12 protein-coding genes are annotated in these 17529 nt (G+C 70.8%); 5 read left to right on the top strand and 7 right to left on the bottom strand.

Annotated features, from left to right (window positions below):
* On the bottom strand, positions 1-582 hold the full coding sequence (locus ABZ934_RS21475; RefSeq protein WP_361315479.1) for a GNAT family N-acetyltransferase: 582 nt from the start codon (positions 580-582) through the stop codon (positions 1-3).
* Between the two features lie 226 nt (positions 583-808).
* Between ABZ934_RS21475 and secA the strand changes: the two genes are divergently transcribed.
* Entirely contained in the window at positions 809-3610 is a 2802-nt protein-coding gene (gene secA, locus ABZ934_RS21470; RefSeq protein ID WP_361315476.1) for a preprotein translocase subunit SecA, read from the top strand.
* 277 nt (positions 3611-3887) lie between these two features.
* Here secA and ABZ934_RS21465 read toward each other — a convergent pair whose 3' ends face one another.
* Positions 3888-4283 carry an Rv3235 family protein gene (locus ABZ934_RS21465; RefSeq protein ID WP_361315474.1) on the bottom strand — a complete coding sequence of 132 codons (396 nt, stop codon included), beginning with the start codon at positions 4281-4283 and terminating at the stop codon, positions 3888-3890.
* A 316-nt stretch (positions 4284-4599) separates the two neighbouring features.
* Here ABZ934_RS21465 and ABZ934_RS21460 point away from each other — a divergent pair, with 316 nt between their 5' ends.
* From ABZ934_RS21460 to ABZ934_RS21450, 3 genes are all read left to right on the top strand, one after another.
* Positions 4600-5100 (top strand): hypothetical protein, encoded by a 501-nt coding sequence (locus ABZ934_RS21460; protein ID WP_361315472.1) that lies wholly within the window; start codon positions 4600-4602, stop codon positions 5098-5100.
* Entirely contained in the window at positions 5097-5777 is a 681-nt protein-coding gene (locus ABZ934_RS21455) for an HAD hydrolase-like protein (protein WP_361315470.1), read from the top strand. Before ABZ934_RS21460 ends, ABZ934_RS21455 begins: the two co-directional genes overlap by 4 nt.
* Positions 5778-6156: 379 nt before the next feature.
* A complete protein-coding gene (locus ABZ934_RS21450) occupies positions 6157-11157 on the top strand; it encodes an NAD-glutamate dehydrogenase (RefSeq protein ID WP_361315468.1) in 5001 nt (1666 codons plus the stop codon).
* 88 nt (positions 11158-11245) lie between these two features.
* On the opposite strand, the gene ABZ934_RS21445 is transcribed toward ABZ934_RS21450, so the two are convergent.
* Complete coding sequence (locus ABZ934_RS21445) at positions 11246-12028, bottom strand: ABC transporter ATP-binding protein (RefSeq protein ID WP_361315465.1); 783 nt, start codon at positions 12026-12028, stop codon at positions 11246-11248.
* A complete protein-coding gene (locus ABZ934_RS21440; protein ID WP_361315546.1) occupies positions 12021-12887 on the bottom strand; it encodes an ABC transporter permease in 867 nt (288 codons plus the stop codon). Before ABZ934_RS21440 ends, ABZ934_RS21445 begins: the two co-directional genes overlap by 8 nt.
* Positions 12888-13075: 188 nt before the next feature.
* On the opposite strand from ABZ934_RS21440, the gene ABZ934_RS21435 reads away from it, so the two are divergent.
* Complete coding sequence (locus ABZ934_RS21435) at positions 13076-13726, top strand: TetR/AcrR family transcriptional regulator (RefSeq protein ID WP_361315462.1); 651 nt, start codon at positions 13076-13078, stop codon at positions 13724-13726.
* A 91-nt stretch (positions 13727-13817) separates the two neighbouring features.
* On the opposite strand, the gene ABZ934_RS21430 is transcribed toward ABZ934_RS21435, so the two are convergent.
* The 3 genes from ABZ934_RS21430 to ABZ934_RS21420 are packed head-to-tail and all read right to left on the bottom strand — an operon-like array spanning position 13818 to position 17414.
* Positions 13818-14684 (bottom strand): carbohydrate ABC transporter permease, encoded by an 867-nt coding sequence (locus tag ABZ934_RS21430; protein ID WP_361315459.1) that lies wholly within the window; start codon positions 14682-14684, stop codon positions 13818-13820.
* A complete protein-coding gene (locus tag ABZ934_RS21425; protein WP_361315457.1) occupies positions 14681-15994 on the bottom strand; it encodes a sugar ABC transporter permease in 1314 nt (437 codons plus the stop codon). The genes ABZ934_RS21430 and ABZ934_RS21425 overlap by 4 nt, the downstream gene beginning before the upstream one ends.
* Before the next feature lie 4 nt (positions 15995-15998).
* A complete protein-coding gene (locus ABZ934_RS21420; RefSeq protein WP_361315455.1) occupies positions 15999-17414 on the bottom strand; it encodes an ABC transporter substrate-binding protein in 1416 nt (471 codons plus the stop codon).
* Positions 17415-17529 lie beyond the last annotated feature (115 nt).

Here is a 17529-nt window from a genome sequence, read left to right as displayed (position 1 = left end):
CTAGGGCGTGCCACTGACAGCGGGCAGGTACGGGAGCGCGGAGGGCAGGCCCAGGTCCGAGGGGAGCAGGGCGCCGACCCAGCAGTCGCGGGCGGTGCCGTTGCGCATGAGGGCGGCGCGCAGGAGTCCCTCGACGCGGAAGCCGGCCTTTTCCGCGACGGCCCGGGAGCCGTGGTTGCCGACCTCGGCGCGCCATTCGAGCCGGACCGCGTCGACCTCGGTGAAGGCCCAGTGGGCGACGGCGCGCACGGCCTCGGTCATGTAGCCGTGGCCGCGGTGCTCCTTGGTGGCCCAGTAGCCGATCTCGTACGCGTCCGGGCCCCGTACATGGACGCCGACGGCCGCGACCAGCGGTCCCTCGGCGCCGAGCCGGACGGCGAAGCTGTAGCCCGTGTCCTCGCGCCATCCGGCCGGGACGATCTCGCCGACGAAGTCACGGGCGTGGTCGCGCTCGTACGGGGAGGGGACCATGGTCCAGCGCTGGATGTCCGGGTCCTGCGCGGCGGCGTGGACCTCGTCCTCGTCGGCCGGGGTGAAGGGCCGCAGGCTCAGGCGCCGCGTGCTCAAGGTGGTGGGGTCCATGAACGGATTCTGCCGCCGGCGCACGGCGCGGGCGAACAGTTTTCGCTCACACCGGCACCTTCCGTGCCCCCCGTACGTTCTCATTCCGGGCACCCGTGCCCCGCGGAGAGTGCGGACCTCCCGGCGCGACCGCGTCCTCGCTTACGATGGCCGTTGCGGTGGGGCCCACCCTCCGTGCCCGTGTACGAACCAGTGCCAGGCCCGACCGGCAAGGAGACAAACCTCGGTGTCCGTCTTCAACAAGCTCATGCGTGCAGGCGAAGGCAAGATCCTGCGCAAACTGCACCGCATCGCGGACCAGGTCAACTCCATCGAAGAGGACTTCGTCAACCTCTCCGACGCCGAGTTGCGGGCGCTCACGGACGAGTACAAGCAGCGGTACCAGGATGGCGAGAGCCTGGACGACCTGCTGCCCGAGGCGTTCGCGACCGTTCGCGAGGCCGCCAAGCGCGTCCTGGGCCAGCGGCACTACGACGTCCAGATCATGGGCGGCGCGGCGCTGCACCTCGGCTACGTCGCCGAGATGAAGACCGGTGAGGGCAAGACCCTCGTCGGCACGCTGCCCGCGTACCTGAACGCGCTGTCCGGCAAGGGCGTCCACCTGATCACGGTGAACGACTACCTCGCCGAGCGCGACTCCGAGCTGATGGGCCGGGTGCACAAGTTCCTCGGCCTCGAAGTCGGCTGCATCCTGGCGAACATGTCGCCGGCCCAGCGCCGCGAGCAGTACAACTGCGACATCACGTACGGAACGAACAACGAGTTCGGCTTCGACTACCTGCGCGACAACATGGCGTGGTCGAAGGACGAGCTGGTGCAGCGCGGCCACAACTTCGCCGTGGTCGACGAGGTCGACTCGATCCTGGTCGACGAGGCCCGTACGCCGCTGATCATCTCCGGCCCGGCCGACCAGGCGACGAAGTGGTACGCCGACTTCGCCAAGCTGGTGACCCGCCTGACCAAGGGCGAGCCGGGCAACCCGCTCAAGGGCATCGAGGAGACCGGCGACTACGAGGTCGACGAGAAGAAGCGCACCGTCGCCATCCACGAGGCGGGCGTGGCGAAGGTCGAGGACTGGCTCGGCATCGACAACCTGTACGAGTCGGTGAACACCCCGCTCGTCGGTTACCTGAACAACGCCATCAAGGCGAAGGAACTGTTCAAGGTCGACAAGGACTACGTCGTCATCGACGGCGAAGTCATGATCGTCGACGAGCACACCGGCCGTATCCTCGCCGGCCGCCGCTACAACGAGGGCATGCACCAGGCGATCGAGGCGAAGGAAGGGGTGGACATCAAGGACGAGAACCAGACCCTCGCCACGATCACCCTCCAGAACTTCTTCCGCCTCTACACCAAGCTGTCTGGCATGACCGGTACGGCCATGACCGAGGCCGCCGAGTTCCACCAGATCTACAAGCTCGGTGTCGTCCCGATCCCGACCAACCGCGACATGGTCCGCAAGGACCAGCCCGACCTCATCTACCGGACCGAGGTCGCCAAGTTCGCCGCCGTCGTCGACGACATCGCGGAGAAGCACGAGAAGGGGCAGCCGATCCTCGTCGGTACGACGTCGGTCGAGAAGTCCGAGTACCTCTCCCAGCAGTTGTCCAAGCGCGGCGTCCCGCACGAGGTGCTGAACGCGAAGCAGCACGAGCGCGAGGCGTCGATCGTCGCCCAGGCCGGTCGCCGCGGCGCGGTCACGGTCGCCACGAACATGGCCGGTCGCGGTACCGACATCAAGCTCGGCGGCAACCCCGACGACCTCGCCGAGGCGGAGCTGCGCCAGCGCGGCCTGGACCCGGAGGAGCACATCGAGGAGTGGGCGCACGCCCTTCCCGAGGCGCTCAAGCGGGCCGAGGCGGCGGTGAAGGCGGAGTTCGAGGAGGTCAAGGAGCTCGGCGGGCTGTACGTGCTGGGCACCGAGCGGCACGAGTCGCGCCGTATCGACAACCAGCTGCGCGGCCGCTCCGGCCGCCAGGGCGACCCGGGCGAGTCCCGGTTCTACCTCTCGCTGGGCGACGACCTGATGCGCCTGTTCAAGGCGCAGATGGTCGAGCGGGTCATGGCGATGGCGAACGTGCCGGACGACGTGCCGATCGAGAACAAGATGGTGACGCGCGCGATCGCGTCGGCCCAGTCGCAGGTCGAGACCCAGAACTTCGAGACGCGCAAGAACGTCCTCAAGTACGACGAGGTCCTCAACAACCAGCGCGAGGTCATCTACCGCGAGCGCCGTCGCGTCCTGGAGGGCGAGGACCTCCAGGAGCAGGTCCGCCACATGATGGACGACACCATCGACGCGTACATCGCGGCGGAGACGGTGGAGGGCTTCGCGGAGGAGTGGGACCTCGACCGGCTGTGGAGCGCCTTCCGGCAGCTGTACCCGGTGAAGGTCACCGTGGAGGAGCTGGAGGAGGCCGCGGGCGACCGGGCGGGCATCACCGCCGAGTTCATCGCGGAGTCCGTCAAGGACGACATCCACGAGCAGTACGCGGAGCGTGAGAAGGCGCTCGGCTCCGACATCATGCGCGAGCTGGAGCGGCGCGTGGTGCTGTCGGTGCTGGACCGCAAGTGGCGTGAGCACCTGTACGAGATGGACTACCTCCAGGAGGGCATCGGCCTGCGGGCGATGGCCCAGAAGGACCCGCTGGTCGAGTACCAGCGCGAGGGCTTCGACATGTTCAACGCCATGCAGGAGGGCATCAAGGAGGAGTCCGTCGGCTACCTGTTCAACCTGGAGGTCCAGGTGGAGCAGCACGTCGAGGAGCTTCCGGTGCAGGACACCGTGCCGGCGCCGGCCAAGCCGGAGATCCGGGCGAAGGGGCTGGACGCCCCGCAGCGGCCGGACCGGCTGCACTTCTCGGCTCCGACGGTGGACGGGGAGGGCGGGGTCGTCGAGGGTGACTTCGATTCCGACGCCGACGTCGATGCCGATGGGGACGGCGAGGGGGCCGGGGTCGGGATGACGCGGGCGGAGCGGCGCAAGGCGCAGAAGGCGTCGGGTGGACGGCGTCGGAAGAAGTAGCCGCCGCCGTTGATGTTGCTTGCCGCCGGGGTCGGACACCGTTGAACGGGTGTCCGGCCCCGGCGGCGTTGGCCCGGGGCGGGTGCGGGTGCGGGGGTCCCGGGCGTCGGCCGGGTGCGGCGCCGTTGTGGGGCCCCGGCTGCGCCGGGCCGTGCGGGGCTCCGCCCCGCGCCCCGCGCCTCAATCGCCGGCGAGGCTGGAAATACCGGGTCTGGTGCGGCGCCGCGCCCCGCGCCTCGGTCGCCGGCGAGGCTGAATGACCTCGGTCGCCGGCGGGTCAGACGCGCGGGCCGTGGATTTCGATGGCGGCGCAGCGCCAGCGGAGGTCGGGCCCCTGTTCGAGGCGGAAGGCCATCGCCGAGACGCGGTCGCCCGTGGCGATGCGGGCGAAGGCTTCGATGACGCCCGGGCCCGGGTAGAAGCGGCCGCAGTGGCGCAGGACCGGGGCGAGGCGGTCGCGGAGGGGGGCCGCGGGGGCCAGGGTGATCAGCTGGTCGTACGCGGGGCCGACCGTGTGGCCCAGGAGCGAATGGACCGGGCGGCGGCCGCTGAGGACGGCCAGTAGGCGTTCCGCGAACCAGTCGTGCGGGCCGCGCGGGCGGCGCCGGGCGCCGGGGGCCCGCTGGTCGCGGCGGCCCGGAGGGCGGGTGGTGGTCCTGGTCCTGGTGGTCATGGCGGTCGTCCCCGAGAAGGCCGGGCCCGGTCCGTGCGGATGCCGGGCGGTCACTAGGTACGGGAAACTTGTACGGGCACCTCGTCACGCTCCGCAATCGCACCGGCGCGCGCTGACGTCGACCGAGGCATTCACCTATCAGGGGTGCGACCGGCGCCGGCCGGGGTGGGGCGGTCGGCGCGCGCGGGTGCGGGGTGGACGCGGCGCCGCCGGCGGATCGTGCCCGAAGGGGGACAGCAGCCTCCCCCGGTCGGACGCGCAGGGCGACGGTCGCCGTATCCTGAGGGGGTTTTCCGACTAACGAAAGCGGCCGGCCATGCGCGTGTACGTCCCCCTGACCCTCTCCGGGCTCGCCGAGGTGCACAAGGCCGGCGAGCTGGGCCCCGCGCCGCTGCGCGCGTACGCCGTCACGCCCGGACTGCGGGAATGGTACGTCTCGGACGACATCGAGGAGTTGGAGTACGCGGCCCTCAGCCGGGCCGCCGAAGCCTCGCTGCGGCTGCTCGCGGCCGACCCGGCCGCCCCGCGCAAACGCGTCGTCGTGGCCGTCGACGTCGACGACAAGGCCGCCGTCGCCGTTCCGGGTCTGGACGAGGCCACCCTCGGGCAGGTCAGCCTGGCCGGGACCGTACGGCTGACCGTCGCCGCGGCCGTGCACGTCGACGCCGATGACGCGTCGGCCGACGTGGAGGCCGCCGCAGGAGCCGTCGAGGCCGCCGACGGAGGGGACGACGACGCCCGCTTCGTCGTGGACGGCGCCGAGGACCACGAGCTTTTGTGGTTCGGCGTGCAGGAGATCCCGGGGCTGCTCCCGTGAGCCCCCGACCGCCGCACGCCCACCCGCACCTGGTGTGGGATTGGAACGGCACCCTCCTCCACGACGTGGACGCCGTCCTGGCCGCCACCAACGCCTCCTTCGCCGAGTTCGGGTTCGACCCGATCACCCTGGAGACGTACCGCGAGCTGTACGTCGTACCGGTGCCGAAGTTCTACGAGCGGCTGATGGGCCGTATGCCCACGGACGCGGAGTGGCTCGTCATGGACGAGACCTTCCACCGGCACTACTGGTCCGCGGCGGACGCCGTCGGGCTCGCCGCGGGCGCCCTGGAGTTGCTGCGGGACTGGGAGGGCGCCGGGGCCACCCAGTCCCTGCTGTCGCTCGCGCCGCACGAGAGGCTGGTGCCGCTGGTGCGCACCCTCGGCATAGAGCGGCACTTCCTGCGCGTCGACGGGCGTACCGGGCCCTCGCACACGACCAAGGCGGGGCACCTCGTACGCCATTTGGCCGCGCTGGAGTCCGCCGGTGTGACCGCGGACCGGTGCGTGTTGATCGGCGACGCCCTGGACGACGCGCTCGCGGCGGCCCACGTGGGCGCGCGGGCGGTCCTTTACACCGGTGGTTCGCACAGTCGCCGCAGTCTGGAATCGGCCGGTGTGCCCGTGGTCGACACGCTCGCCGAGGCCGTGGCCGTAGCCGGGGAGATGGCCGGATAACGCCTTGATCCGGGCAGTGGTCGGGGCCTGCACGTACGGGGCCGTCCGTCGCTGTCCGGAGCGGCAAAATTCGACCCCCCGATTTGTACAGAAGCCGCTCGTGACGAGTCGGGGGTCAAGGGGGATAGCCTGGTACCCGTGATCAGCGCGATAACCATCGGGGGTACTGATGCCCCCGGCACGCGCCCGGCGCACGACCGTGCCCGGGCCTTCGCTGATCCCCGCTGCCGGGACGTGCCGCCGATCATGGCCGATTCCCTCCCGGTCGCCTCTCTCGACGACATAGCGTCGATCCCGAACGGACACCCCGCCTCGCGGCGCTATGTCATTCCTTCCTTCACCTACGTCACGCAATGGCGCGCGACAGGAGCCAGAGGACATGCAGACCAAGCTGGACGAAGCAAAGGCCGAGCTGCTCGCGCGGGCGGCACGGGTAGCTGAGAACAGCCCGGCCGGGGGGCTACTTCCGACTGGGTCCGAACAGGGGGAGCGTCCCGACCCGGGCACGACGCTCGCCTATCTCCAGCGGTACTACCTGCACACCGCCCCCGAGGACCTGCTGGACCGGGATCCGGTCGACGTGTTCGGGGCCGCACTCTCCCACTACCGGCTGGCCGAGCAGCGCCCGCAGGGCAAGGCGATGGTGCGCGTGCACACCCCCACGGTCGAGGAGAACGGCTGGACCTCCAGCCACTCGGTCGTCGAGGTCGTGACCGACGACATGCCCTTCCTCGTGGACAGCGTCACCAACGAGCTGTCGCGCCAGGGCCGCGGGATCCACGTCGTGATCCACCCCCAGGTCGTCGTCCGCCGTGACCTGACCGGCAAGCTCATCGAGATCCTCGGCCCGGACTGCGACGCCCACGGCCCCCGCACCGCGCGCCCCCACGACTCCCTCGTCGAGTCCTGGATCCACGTGGAGATCGACCGCGAGACCGACCGCGCCGACCTCAAGCAGATCACCGCCGACCTCCAGCGCGTCCTGTCCGACGTGCGCGAGGCCGTCGAGGACTGGGAGAAGATGCGCGACGCGGCGCTGCGCATCGCCGACGAACTGCCGAACGAGCCGACCGCGCCCGACCTGCGCGAGTACGAGCCGGAAGAGGCCCGCGAGCTGCTGCGCTGGCTCGCCGACGACCACTTCACCTTCCTCGGCTTCCGCGAGTACAACCTCGTCGACGACGACGCGCTGGCCGCCGTGCCCGGCACCGGTCTCGGCATCCTGCGCTCCGACCCCCTCCACCACGGCCAGGAGGACGCGCACCCCGTCTCGCCGTCCTTCAACCGGCTGCCGGCCGACGCCCGTGCCAAGGCCCGCGAGCACCGGCTGCTGGTGCTGACCAAGGCCAACAGCCGCGCCACCGTGCACCGCCCCTCGTACCTGGACTACGTCGGCGTCAAGAAGTTCGACGCCGAGGGCAACGTCGTCGGCGAGCGCCGCTTCCTCGGGCTGTTCTCCTCCGCCGCGTACACCGAGTCGGTGCGCCGCGTGCCCGTGATCCGCCGCAAGGTCGCCGAGGTCCTCGAAGGCGCCGGGTTCTCGCCCAACAGCCACGACGGCCGCGACCTGCTGCAGATCCTGGAGACCTACCCGCGCGACGAGCTGTTCCAGACCCCGGTCGACAAGCTCCGCGAGATCGTGACCTCCGTCCTGTACCTCCAGGAGCGCCGCCGGCTGCGGCTGTACCTGCGGCAGGACGAGTACGGGCGTTACTACTCCGCGCTGGTCTACCTGCCGCGCGACCGGTACACCACCGGCGTCCGGCTGCGCCTGATCTCCATCCTCCAGGAGGAGCTGAACGGCACCAGCGTCGACTTCACCGCCTGGAACACCGAGTCGATCCTGTCCCGCATCCACTTCGTCGTCCGCGTCCCGCAGGGCACCGAGCTGCCCGCGCTGACCGACGCCGACGTGGAGCGCATCGAGGCCCGGCTGGTGGAGGCCGCCCGCTCCTGGGCCGACGGCTTCGGAGAGGCACTGATCGCGGAGACCGGTGAGGAGCGCGCCGCCGAGCTGCTGCGCCGCTACGGGAACTCCTTCCCCGAGGGCTACAAGGCCGACCACTCGCCGCGCGCCGCCGTCGCCGACCTGGTGCGCCTGGAACGGCTGTCCGAGAGTGACCGGGAGTTCGACCTCTCCCTGTACGAGCCGGTCGGCGCGGGCCCCGGCGAGCGCCGCTTCAAGATCTACCGGCAGGGCGAGCAGGTCTCCCTGTCCGCCGTGCTGCCGGTGCTCCAGCGGCTGGGCGTCGAGGTCACCGACGAGCGGCCGTACGAGCTGCGGTGCAGCGACCGCAGCCACGCGTGGATCTACGACTTCGGTCTGCGGATGCCGGTGTCCTCGGGCCACGGCGACGGCCACCTCGGCGACGACGCCCGCGAGCGCTTCCAGGACGCCTTCGCGGCGGTCTGGCAGGGGCAGGCGGAGAACGACAACTTCAACACCCTGGTGCTGAGCGCCGGGCTCACCTGGCGACAGGCCGTGGTGCTGCGCGCGTACGCCAAGTACCTGCGTCAGGCCGGGTCCACCTTCAGCCAGGACTACATGGAGGACACCCTCCGCAACAACGTCCACACCACCCGGCTGCTGGTCTCGCTCTTCGAGGCGCGGATGTCCCCGGCCCGGCAGACCGCCGGCACCGAGCTGGTCGACGCGATGCTGGAGGAGCTGGACGGGGCCCTGGACCAGGTCGCCTCGCTGGACGAGGACCGCATCCTGCGCTCCTTCCTGACGCTCATCAAGGCGACGCTGCGCACCAACTTCTTCCAGAGCGCCGGCGAGGGAAGCAAGAGCGGGGGCCAGATGAACGACGCGGGCCAGCCGCACGCGTACGTGTCGATGAAGTTCGACCCGCAGGCCATCCCGGACCTGCCGGCCCCGCGCCCCGCCTTCGAGATCTGGGTGTACTCGCCGCGCGTCGAGGGCGTCCACCTGCGCTTCGGCAAGGTCGCCCGAGGCGGCCTGCGCTGGTCCGACCGGCGTGAGGACTTCCGTACGGAGGTCCTCGGCCTGGTCAAGGCGCAGATGGTCAAGAACACCGTGATCGTGCCGGTCGGCGCGAAGGGCGGCTTCGTCGCGAAGAACCTGCCGGACCCGTCGGTGGACCGCGACGCCTGGCTCGCCGAGGGCATCGCCTCGTACAAGATCTTCATCTCGGCGCTGCTCGACATCACCGACAACATGGTCGCCGGTGAGGTCGTGCCGCCGAAGGGCGTCGTCCGTCACGACGAGGACGACACCTACCTCGTCGTCGCCGCCGACAAGGGCACCGCGACCTTCTCCGACATCGCCAACGGGGTCGCGGAGGCGTACGGCTTCTGGCTGGGCGACGCCTTCGCCTCCGGCGGCAGCGCGGGCTACGACCACAAGGGCATGGGCATCACCGCCCGCGGCGCCTGGGAGTCCGTGAAGCGGCACTTCCGGGAGCTGGGCCACGACACGCAGACCGAGGACTTCACGGTCGTCGGCGTCGGCGACATGTCGGGTGACGTGTTCGGCAACGGCATGCTGCTCTCCGAGCACATCCGCCTGGTGGCGGCCTTCGACCACCGGCACATCTTCATCGACCCGCACCCGGACGCGGCGACCTCCTACGCCGAACGCCGGCGCCTGTTCGATCTGCCGCGTTCCTCGTGGGCCGACTACGACACCGCGCTGCTCTCGGCGGGCGGCGGCGTCCACCCGCGTACGGCGAAGGCCATCCCGATCAACGCGCACATGCGGGAGGCCCTCGGCATCGAGGCGGGCGTCTCGAAGCTGACGCCGGCCGAGCTGATGCAGGCCATCCTCAAGGCCCCCGTGGACCTGCTGTGGAACGGCGGCATCGGTACGTACGTCAAGGCGACGGCCGAGACGCACGCCGACGTCGGCGACAAGGCCAACGACGCGATCCGCGTCAACGGTGCCGACGTGCGCGCCCAGGTCATCGGTGAGGGCGGCAACCTGGGTCTGACCCAGCTCGGCCGCATCGAGTTCGCCCGGGTCGGGGCCGGCGGCGAGGGCGGCAAGGTCAACACCGACGCCATCGACAACAGCGCCGGTGTGGACACCTCCGACCACGAGGTGAACATCAAGATCCTGCTCAACTCGGTGGTCGCGGACGGCGACATGACCGTCAAGCAGCGCAACGCGCTGCTCGCCGAGATGACCGACGAGGTCGGCACTCTGGTGCTGCGCAACAACTACGCGCAGAACGTGGCCCTGGCGAACGGCTCGGCGCAGGCCCCCAGCCTGCTCCACGCCCAGCAGCGCTTCATGCGGCGCCTGGGCCGTGAGGGCCGGCTGGACCGGGCGCTGGAGTTCCTGCCCAACGACCGGCAGATCCGCGAGCTGCTCAACAACGGCAAGGGTCTGACCCAGCCGGAACTGGCCGTCCTGTTCGCCTACACCAAGATCACGGTGGCGGACGAGCTGATCCACACGGTGCTGCCGGACGACCCGTACCTGCGTCGCCTGCTGCACGCCTACTTCCCGGCCCCGCTGCGGGAGAAGTTCGGCGAGCAGATCGACGCGCACGCGCTGCGTCGGGAGATCGTCACCACCCTGCTGGTCAACGACACCGTCAACACGGGTGGTTCGACGTTCCTGCACCGCCTGCGGGAGGAGACCGGAGCCGCCACGGAGGAGATCGTCCGGGCGCAGCTCGCGGCCCGCGAGATCTTCGGCCTGGCCGAGGTCTGGGACGCGGTCGAGGCGCTGGACAACAAGGTCGCGGCCAGTGTCCAGACCCGGGTGCGGCTGCACTCGCGGCGTCTGGTCGAGCGCGGCACCCGCTGGCTGCTCAACAACCGGCCGCAGCCGCTGGAGATCACCGAGACCATCGAGCTCTTCGGCGACCGGGTGGGCCAGGTCTGGGCGGAACTGCCCAAGCTGGTGCGCGGCGCCGACCTGGAGTGGTACCAGTCGATCATGGACGAGCTGACCGGCGAGGGCGTGCCGCAGGAGCTGGCGGCCAAGGTGGCCGGCTTCTCGTCCGCGTTCCCGACGCTCGACATCGTCGCGATCGCCGACCGCACGGGTGTCGACCCGCTGGACGTCGCGGAGGTCTACTACGACCTGGGCGACCGCCTGGACATCACCCAGCTGATGGACCGGATCATCGAGCTGCCGCGGGCCGACCGCTGGCAGTCCATGGCCCGCGCCTCCATCCGCGAGGACCTGTTCGCGGCGCACGCGGCGCTGACCGCCGACGTGCTGGCGGCCGGCAACGGCGACGCGACTCCCGAGGAGCGCTTCAAGGCGTGGGAGGAGCGCAACGCGGCGATCATCGGCCGGGCGCGGACGACCCTGGACGAGATCCGGGGGTCGGACGACTTCGACCTGGCGAACCTGTCCGTCGCGATGCGGACGATGCGGTCGCTGCTGCGCTCGCACGGCTGAGCGGTGAAGCGGGCGGCCCCGGGACCTTTCGGTCCCGGGGCCGCCCGCTTTCGTCGCGCGGCGCCACCGGGCGCCCCGGCGCGGGGTCTCAGCCCGAGCGGGTGAAGGACTCGTAGGCGTCGCAGACCTCGCCGGCGGGGCCGTCCATGCGCAGGACCCCCGATTCCAGCCAGATCGCCCGGTCGCAGGTCTCGCGGACGGTGCCGATGGAGTGGCTGACGAGGAAGACGGTGCCGGCGCTCCGGCGCAGCTCCGCGATGCGGTCCTGGCTGCGGCGCTGGAAGGCGGCGTCGCCGGTGGCCAGGGCCTCGTCGATCATCAGGACGTCGTGGTCCTTGGCCGCGGCGATGGAGAAGCGCAGCCGGGCGCCCATGCCGGAGGAGTAGGTACGCATGGGAAGGGAGATGAAGTCGCCCTTCTCGTTGATGCCGGAGAAGTCGACGATGTCCTGGTAGCGCTCGTGGATCTGCTGCTTGGACATGCCCATCGCGAGGCCGCCGAGTATGACGTTGCGCTCGCCCGTCAGGTCGTTCATCAGGGCGGCGTTCACCCCGAGGAGCGAGGGCTGGCCGTGGGAGTAGACCCGGCCGCGGGCCACGGGCTGGAGGCCGGCGATCGCAGCGAGCAGGGTGGACTTGCCCGAGCCGTTGGAGCCGATGAGGCCGATGGCCTCGCCCTTGTAGGCGGTGAAGCTGACGCCCTTGACGGCGTGTACCTCGCGGACGCCGGGGGCGGGCTTGCGGGAGATGATCCGGCTCAGGGCGGCGGTCGCGCCGCCCTTGCGGGTGCCGGTGCCGTACACCTTGTAGACGACGTGGACCTCGTCCGCGATGACGGTGGGGATGGCGCCGGGGATGGTGGTGTCAGCCACGTCCGTACTCCTCTTCTGCCTTCCAGAAGAAGACGAAACCGCCGAGGCCCGCGATCAGGGCCCAGCCGATGGCGATCGGCCACACGTGGTGCGGGAGCGATCCCGCCTTGAAGCTGTCGATCAGCGCGAAGCGCATCAGGTCGATGTAGACGGCCGCGGGGTTGATCTGGAGGGCCGTGGTCACCCAGTGCGGCAGGTGGTCCGACTTGAGCGTCTGCTCGATGGACCACATCACGCCCGAGGAGTACATCCAGGTGCGCAGGATGAACGGCATCAACTGGCTGACGTCGGGGTTCTTGCTGCCGATGCGCGCCATGGCCAGGGCGCAACCGGCGCAGAAGACGGCGCACAGCAGCAGGGCCGGCGCCGCGAGGAGCCAGGACGGCCCGGGTGTCTGGCCGAGCGCGAGCAGCAGGATGACCAGGGCGCCCACGGTGACGAGCAGCTGCTGGAAGAGCTGGATGACCGTGGACAGGGGCAGGGCCGCGCGGGGGAAGTGCAGGGCCCGGACCAGGCCGAGGTTGCTGTGGACGGCGCGGGTGCCGGCGTTGACGGAGCTTCCGATGAAGTCCCACACGAACACGCCGGTGATCAGGAAGGGGATGTAGTCCGCCACCTGGTGCCCGGCGTTCATGATCACGCCGAAGATGAAGTAGTAGACGGCCGCGTTGAGCAGCGGGGTGGCCAGGTGCCAGACCTGGCCGAGGCGCGCCGCGCTGTACGTGGCGTGCATGCGGGCGGTGGCGTACGCCGTCACGAAGTGGCGACGCTCCCACAGTTGCGCGACGTAGCGGGGGAGGGAGGGGCGGGCGCCGCTGAGGGTCAGGCCGTGGGCGGCGGCCAGCTCTGCCGGTGTCATCGGCTTCGCCGTCAGCGGCGGCGGTGCGGTCACGGGGGGCACTGTCACGGTCACGGGGTCGCTTTCGACGGGAGACACGTCGGACGTCCGACGGAACGGTTACGTATCGTCGTGACGCTGAGAGTAAGTGTCTACGCGTCGAGACGCAACCGTATCGTCGCGACGGGGTGGAGGCGGCCCGCGCCGTTATGCTCTGTTCCATGACCTCCGACCCCGCCGCCACCGTCTCCGAGCCCGCCGCCCCCGCCCGCCGCGCACCGGCGGGAGCCGCCGTCCTGCGCGAGGACGTCACCCGGGCGATCCGGGCGGCGGTCCTGGAGGAGCTGGCGACGGTCGGCTTCGCCCGGATGTCGATCGAGGGCATCGCGCGCCGCGCGGGCGTCGGCAAGACGGCCGTCTACCGGCGCTGGAAGTCCAAACTGCACCTCGTGCTGGACCTGGTCGGAGCCTTCGCGACCGACGGGCTCCCGGTACCGGCGACGGGCTCGCTGTACGGGGACGTACGGGCCCTGCTGGAGGTCATGTCCCATGTCCTGCGCCACCCCGTGGCGTCGGCGGTGATCCCCGACCTGCTGGTGGAGGCGGCCCGCCAGCCCGAGATCGCCGACGCGGTGCGCGGCGCGCTGCTGGCCGGCGAACGGGGCATGGCGGAGGGGATCGTCTCCGAGGCCGTCGCCCGCGGCGAGCTGGCGCCGGGCACGGACCCGGGCAGGGCGCTCGACCTGGCGATCGGCCCGCTGTACTGGCGGCAGGTCGTGGTCCGCGACGAGGTCCCCGCCTCGTACCTCGATGAACTGGCGCGGTCGGTGGTCGCCGGCATGAAGGCCGCCGCGGGATAAGGCGCTACGGAAGGAAACAGGAGCTGCTGTTACCCCCGTGCGGCGACCGATGACGCACGTCTACCGCATGATCACGGCCCCTGGAGCCGGTTCATTTGATCGCCCCGGCCGTCACCCCCGACACGAACTGCCGCTGGAAGGCGAAGAAGACGACCAGCGGCACCACCATCGACAGGAACGCGCCCGGCGCCAGCACGTCGATGTTGTTGCCGAACTGCCGTACCTGCTGCTGGAGCGCCACCGTGATCGGCGGGTGCGTGGAATCCGCGAAGACGAGCGCCACCAGCATGTCGTTCCACACCCACAGGAACTGGAAGATGCCGAGCGAGGCGATCGCCGGACCGCCCAGCGGCAGCACCACCCGCGCGAACAGCCGCAGTTCGCCCGCACCGTCCAGCCGCGCCGCCTCCAGCAACTCGCGCGGGATCTCCGCGAAGAAGTTCCGCAGCAGGAACACCGCGAACGGCAGCCCGAAGGCCGTGTGGAACAGCACCACGCCGGCCGTCGTCTCGAACAGCCCGATCGCGCCGAACAGTTTCGACACCGGGATCAACGCCACCTGCACGGGAACCACCAACAGCCCGACGACGATCAGGAACAGCCAATCGCGCCCCGGGAACTCCAGCCACGCGAACGCGTACCCGGCGAACGCGCCCAGCGTGACCACGAGCAGGGTCGCCGGAACGGTGATCGCGACGGTGCTCAGCAGCGAGCCGGTGATCGTCTCGTTGGACAGCAGGTGCGCGTAGTTGTCGGCGGTCAACCGCGCGGGCGCGCTCAGCGCCTGCCACCAGCCGCCCTTGTTCAGGTCGGTGGACGAGAGGAACGACGAGATCAGCAGGCCCAGCGTGGGCAGCAGCCAGAACAGGCCCGCGAGGACCAGGAAGACACGGAGTGCTCCGCCGGCCAGCCGGGCGGCCAAGCCCTGCGGGGACCAGGACCACGGTGCGGCGCTCATCGGCGGGCCTCCCGGCGCATCCGGCGGATGTTGTACAGCATGACCGGCACCACCAGCACCAGCAGCAGCACGGCGATCGCGCTGCCCAACCCCTGATCCGCGTCCGTCCCGAAGGAGGTGCGGTACAACTGCAGTGCGAGCACGTTCGCGTCGTCCTGCACCGCGCCCGGCGCGATCACGAACACCAGGTCGAAGATCTTCATCACGTTGATGACGAGGGTGACGAGGACGACCGCCAGCACGGGCGCCAGCAGCGGCACGGTGATCCGCCGGAACACCTGCCACTCGTTCGCCCCGTCCACCCGCGCCGCCTCCAGCAGCTCCCGCGGTACGGAGGCCAGCCCGGCCCCGATCAGCACCATCGCGAACCCGGCCCACATCCACACGTACGCCCCGATCACCGCCGGGGTCACCAGCGTCGGACCGAGCCACGCCACGCCCGCGTACGCCTCGCGGAAGTTCGACGCGGGCAGCCGCAGCCGCGCCCCGTCGGCCTTCGCGGACAGGGTGAAGGTGCCGTCGGAGCGGGCCGTGGTCCGCTCCACCACCCGGCCGTCCTTGACCGCCTCGATCCGCATCCCCGCGAGCGCCGACTCCGTGGGGTCGACGGTGTTCGTCCGGCCGCCGCCGCCCCGGGTGAAGTCCTGCCAGACCGTCCCGGTGACCTTGCCGGGCTCGGCGGCGGGGGCCCTGGCGGTACGGGTCCCCTCGGGCAGGGCGTCGGGGGCCACACCGACCAGCGGGACGGGTACCGGCGTGCCCGCGCGCACCGGGTCACGGGTCTCGAACGCCCCGCCCGCGACCGCCACCAGCGGGGAGTCCCGGCCCGGACGGGCCTTCGGGAAGGCCGAGGACTCGGCGAAGGTGTCGTGCACCCCGACCCACACGGCGTTCGCCACACCGCGGTGCGGGTCCTGGTCGTAGACCAGCCGGAAAATGATGCCCGCCGCCAGCATCGAGATCGCCATCGGCATGAACACCAGCAGCTTGAACGCCGTGCCCCAACGCACCCGTTCGGTGAGCACCGCGAAGATCAGCCCGAGGGCGGTGGCGGTGGTCGGGGCCAGCACCACCCACAGCGCGGTGTTCCGCAGCGCCGTACGGATCGTGTCGTCCCGCAGTATCTCCACGTAGTTGTCGCCGCCGACGAAGGTGTCGCCCGAACGGTCGAAGAAGCTGCGGTACAGCGAGTAGCCGATGGGGTGCACGACGAGCGCACCCAGCAGGACCAGCGCGGGGAGGAGGAACGCCGCCGCTATGAGACGGCGGCGCCTGACCTCCCCCGCCCGTGAGACGTCGGGGGCCGCCACCGGGTCAGTTCCCGAACGCCTTGGCCGCGTCCGCCTCCAGCTTCGCCTGCGCGCCCGCCACGTCCGACGGGTTCGCCAGGAAGTCCTGGAGGTCCTTCCACTCACCCGCGCCCGGCGTCCCGCCGAAGGCCGCCGGAGCCTGGTCCGACATGTCGAAGCGGAAGTCGTCGCCCGCCGCGATCAGCGCCTTCGCGATGCCCCGCTGGATGTCGTTCGGGTACGCGGCCGGATCCACCGACTTGTTCGGGGAGACGAAACCGCCCTCGCGGGCCTGGACCTCCGCCGCGTCCGGCGAGGCCAGGAACGTCAGCAGTGCCTGCGCGCCCTTGGACGGCTTGAGCGCGACCGCCACGTCACCGCCCGAGACGACCGGCGCCTTGCCGCCGCCGACCGCCGGGAACGGGAAGACGAGCGCGTCCTTGCCGACCTTCGCCTCCGTCTGCGCGATGTTCACCGCCACGAAGTCGCCCTCGAAGACCATCGCGGCCGCCGGCCGGTCACCGCCGGTGAAGGTCTGCGTCACGGACTTCGGGAACTCGGTCGCCAGGGCGCCGCTCTGCCCGCCCGCCAGGTAGTCCGTGCGGCCGAACAGCTCGCCGAGCGTCGTCAGCGCCTGCTTGACGCTGTCGTCCGTCCACTTGATCTCGTGCTTCGCCAGCTTGTCGTACTTCTCCGGACCGGCCTGGGAGAGGTAGACGTTCTCGAACCAGTCCGTCAGGGTCCAGCCGTCCGCACCGGCCACCGACACCGCCGGGGTGCCGGACGCGGAGAGCGTGTCCGCCGCCGTGATCAGGTCCTTCCACGTCTTCGGCGGCTGCACGCCCGCCGCCTCGAACGCTTTCGCGTTGTACCAGACCAGCGACTTGTTGGCCGCCTTGTAGTACACGCCGTACTGGGTGCCGTCGACCGCGCCCAGCGTCTTCCAACCCTGCGAGTAGTTCTTCTCCAGCTCTGCCTTGGCCTCCGGACCCACCGGCTGCACCCACTTGTTGCGCACCGCCGAGACCAGCGCCCCGACCTGCGGCAGCAGCGCCACGTCCGGCGGCTGCCCGCCAGCGATCTTCGAACCGAGGAAGGTGACGATCGGGTCCTGGGCCGGGACGAAGGTGACGGTGGCGCCCGTGCGCTTCTCGAACTCCTTCAGCACCTTCGTGAAGTTGGCCTGCTCCGGGCCCGTCCAGACCGCCGCGACCTCCAGCTTCTCGCCGGTCAGCTGCGGCAGCGCCACCCGCGGACCGGCCGAGGGCCCGGAGCCCGCCGGAGGGTCCGCCTTGTCGCCGCCCCCGCCGCCCCCGCCGCACGCGGTGAGCGCCAGCGCGCCCGTCGCCACCAGGGCCGCCCAGGCGTGTGCCCTCGTACGGCGGCTGCCCTGACGCCCCCTGCGGGCTTCCGTGTGGCCGGTTCCGTGCTCCCTGCGCATGGCTCTGCCCCCGATGCCGGTGTGCTCGTGGTGTGTTCCGTGCCACAAGGTCTACGCCGAGCGGCGCACCCCCGCAATACCGCCTCGCGGGTGGCGGAGGCCTGTTCGGAGTGTT

The sequence above is a fragment of the Streptomyces sp. NPDC046557 genome, assembly GCF_040645975.1.
Taxonomy (GTDB): Bacteria; Actinomycetota; Actinomycetes; order Streptomycetales; family Streptomycetaceae; genus Streptomyces.
Note: the sequence above shows the minus strand (reverse complement) of the source record. Positions and strands in the feature narration are given on the sequence as shown.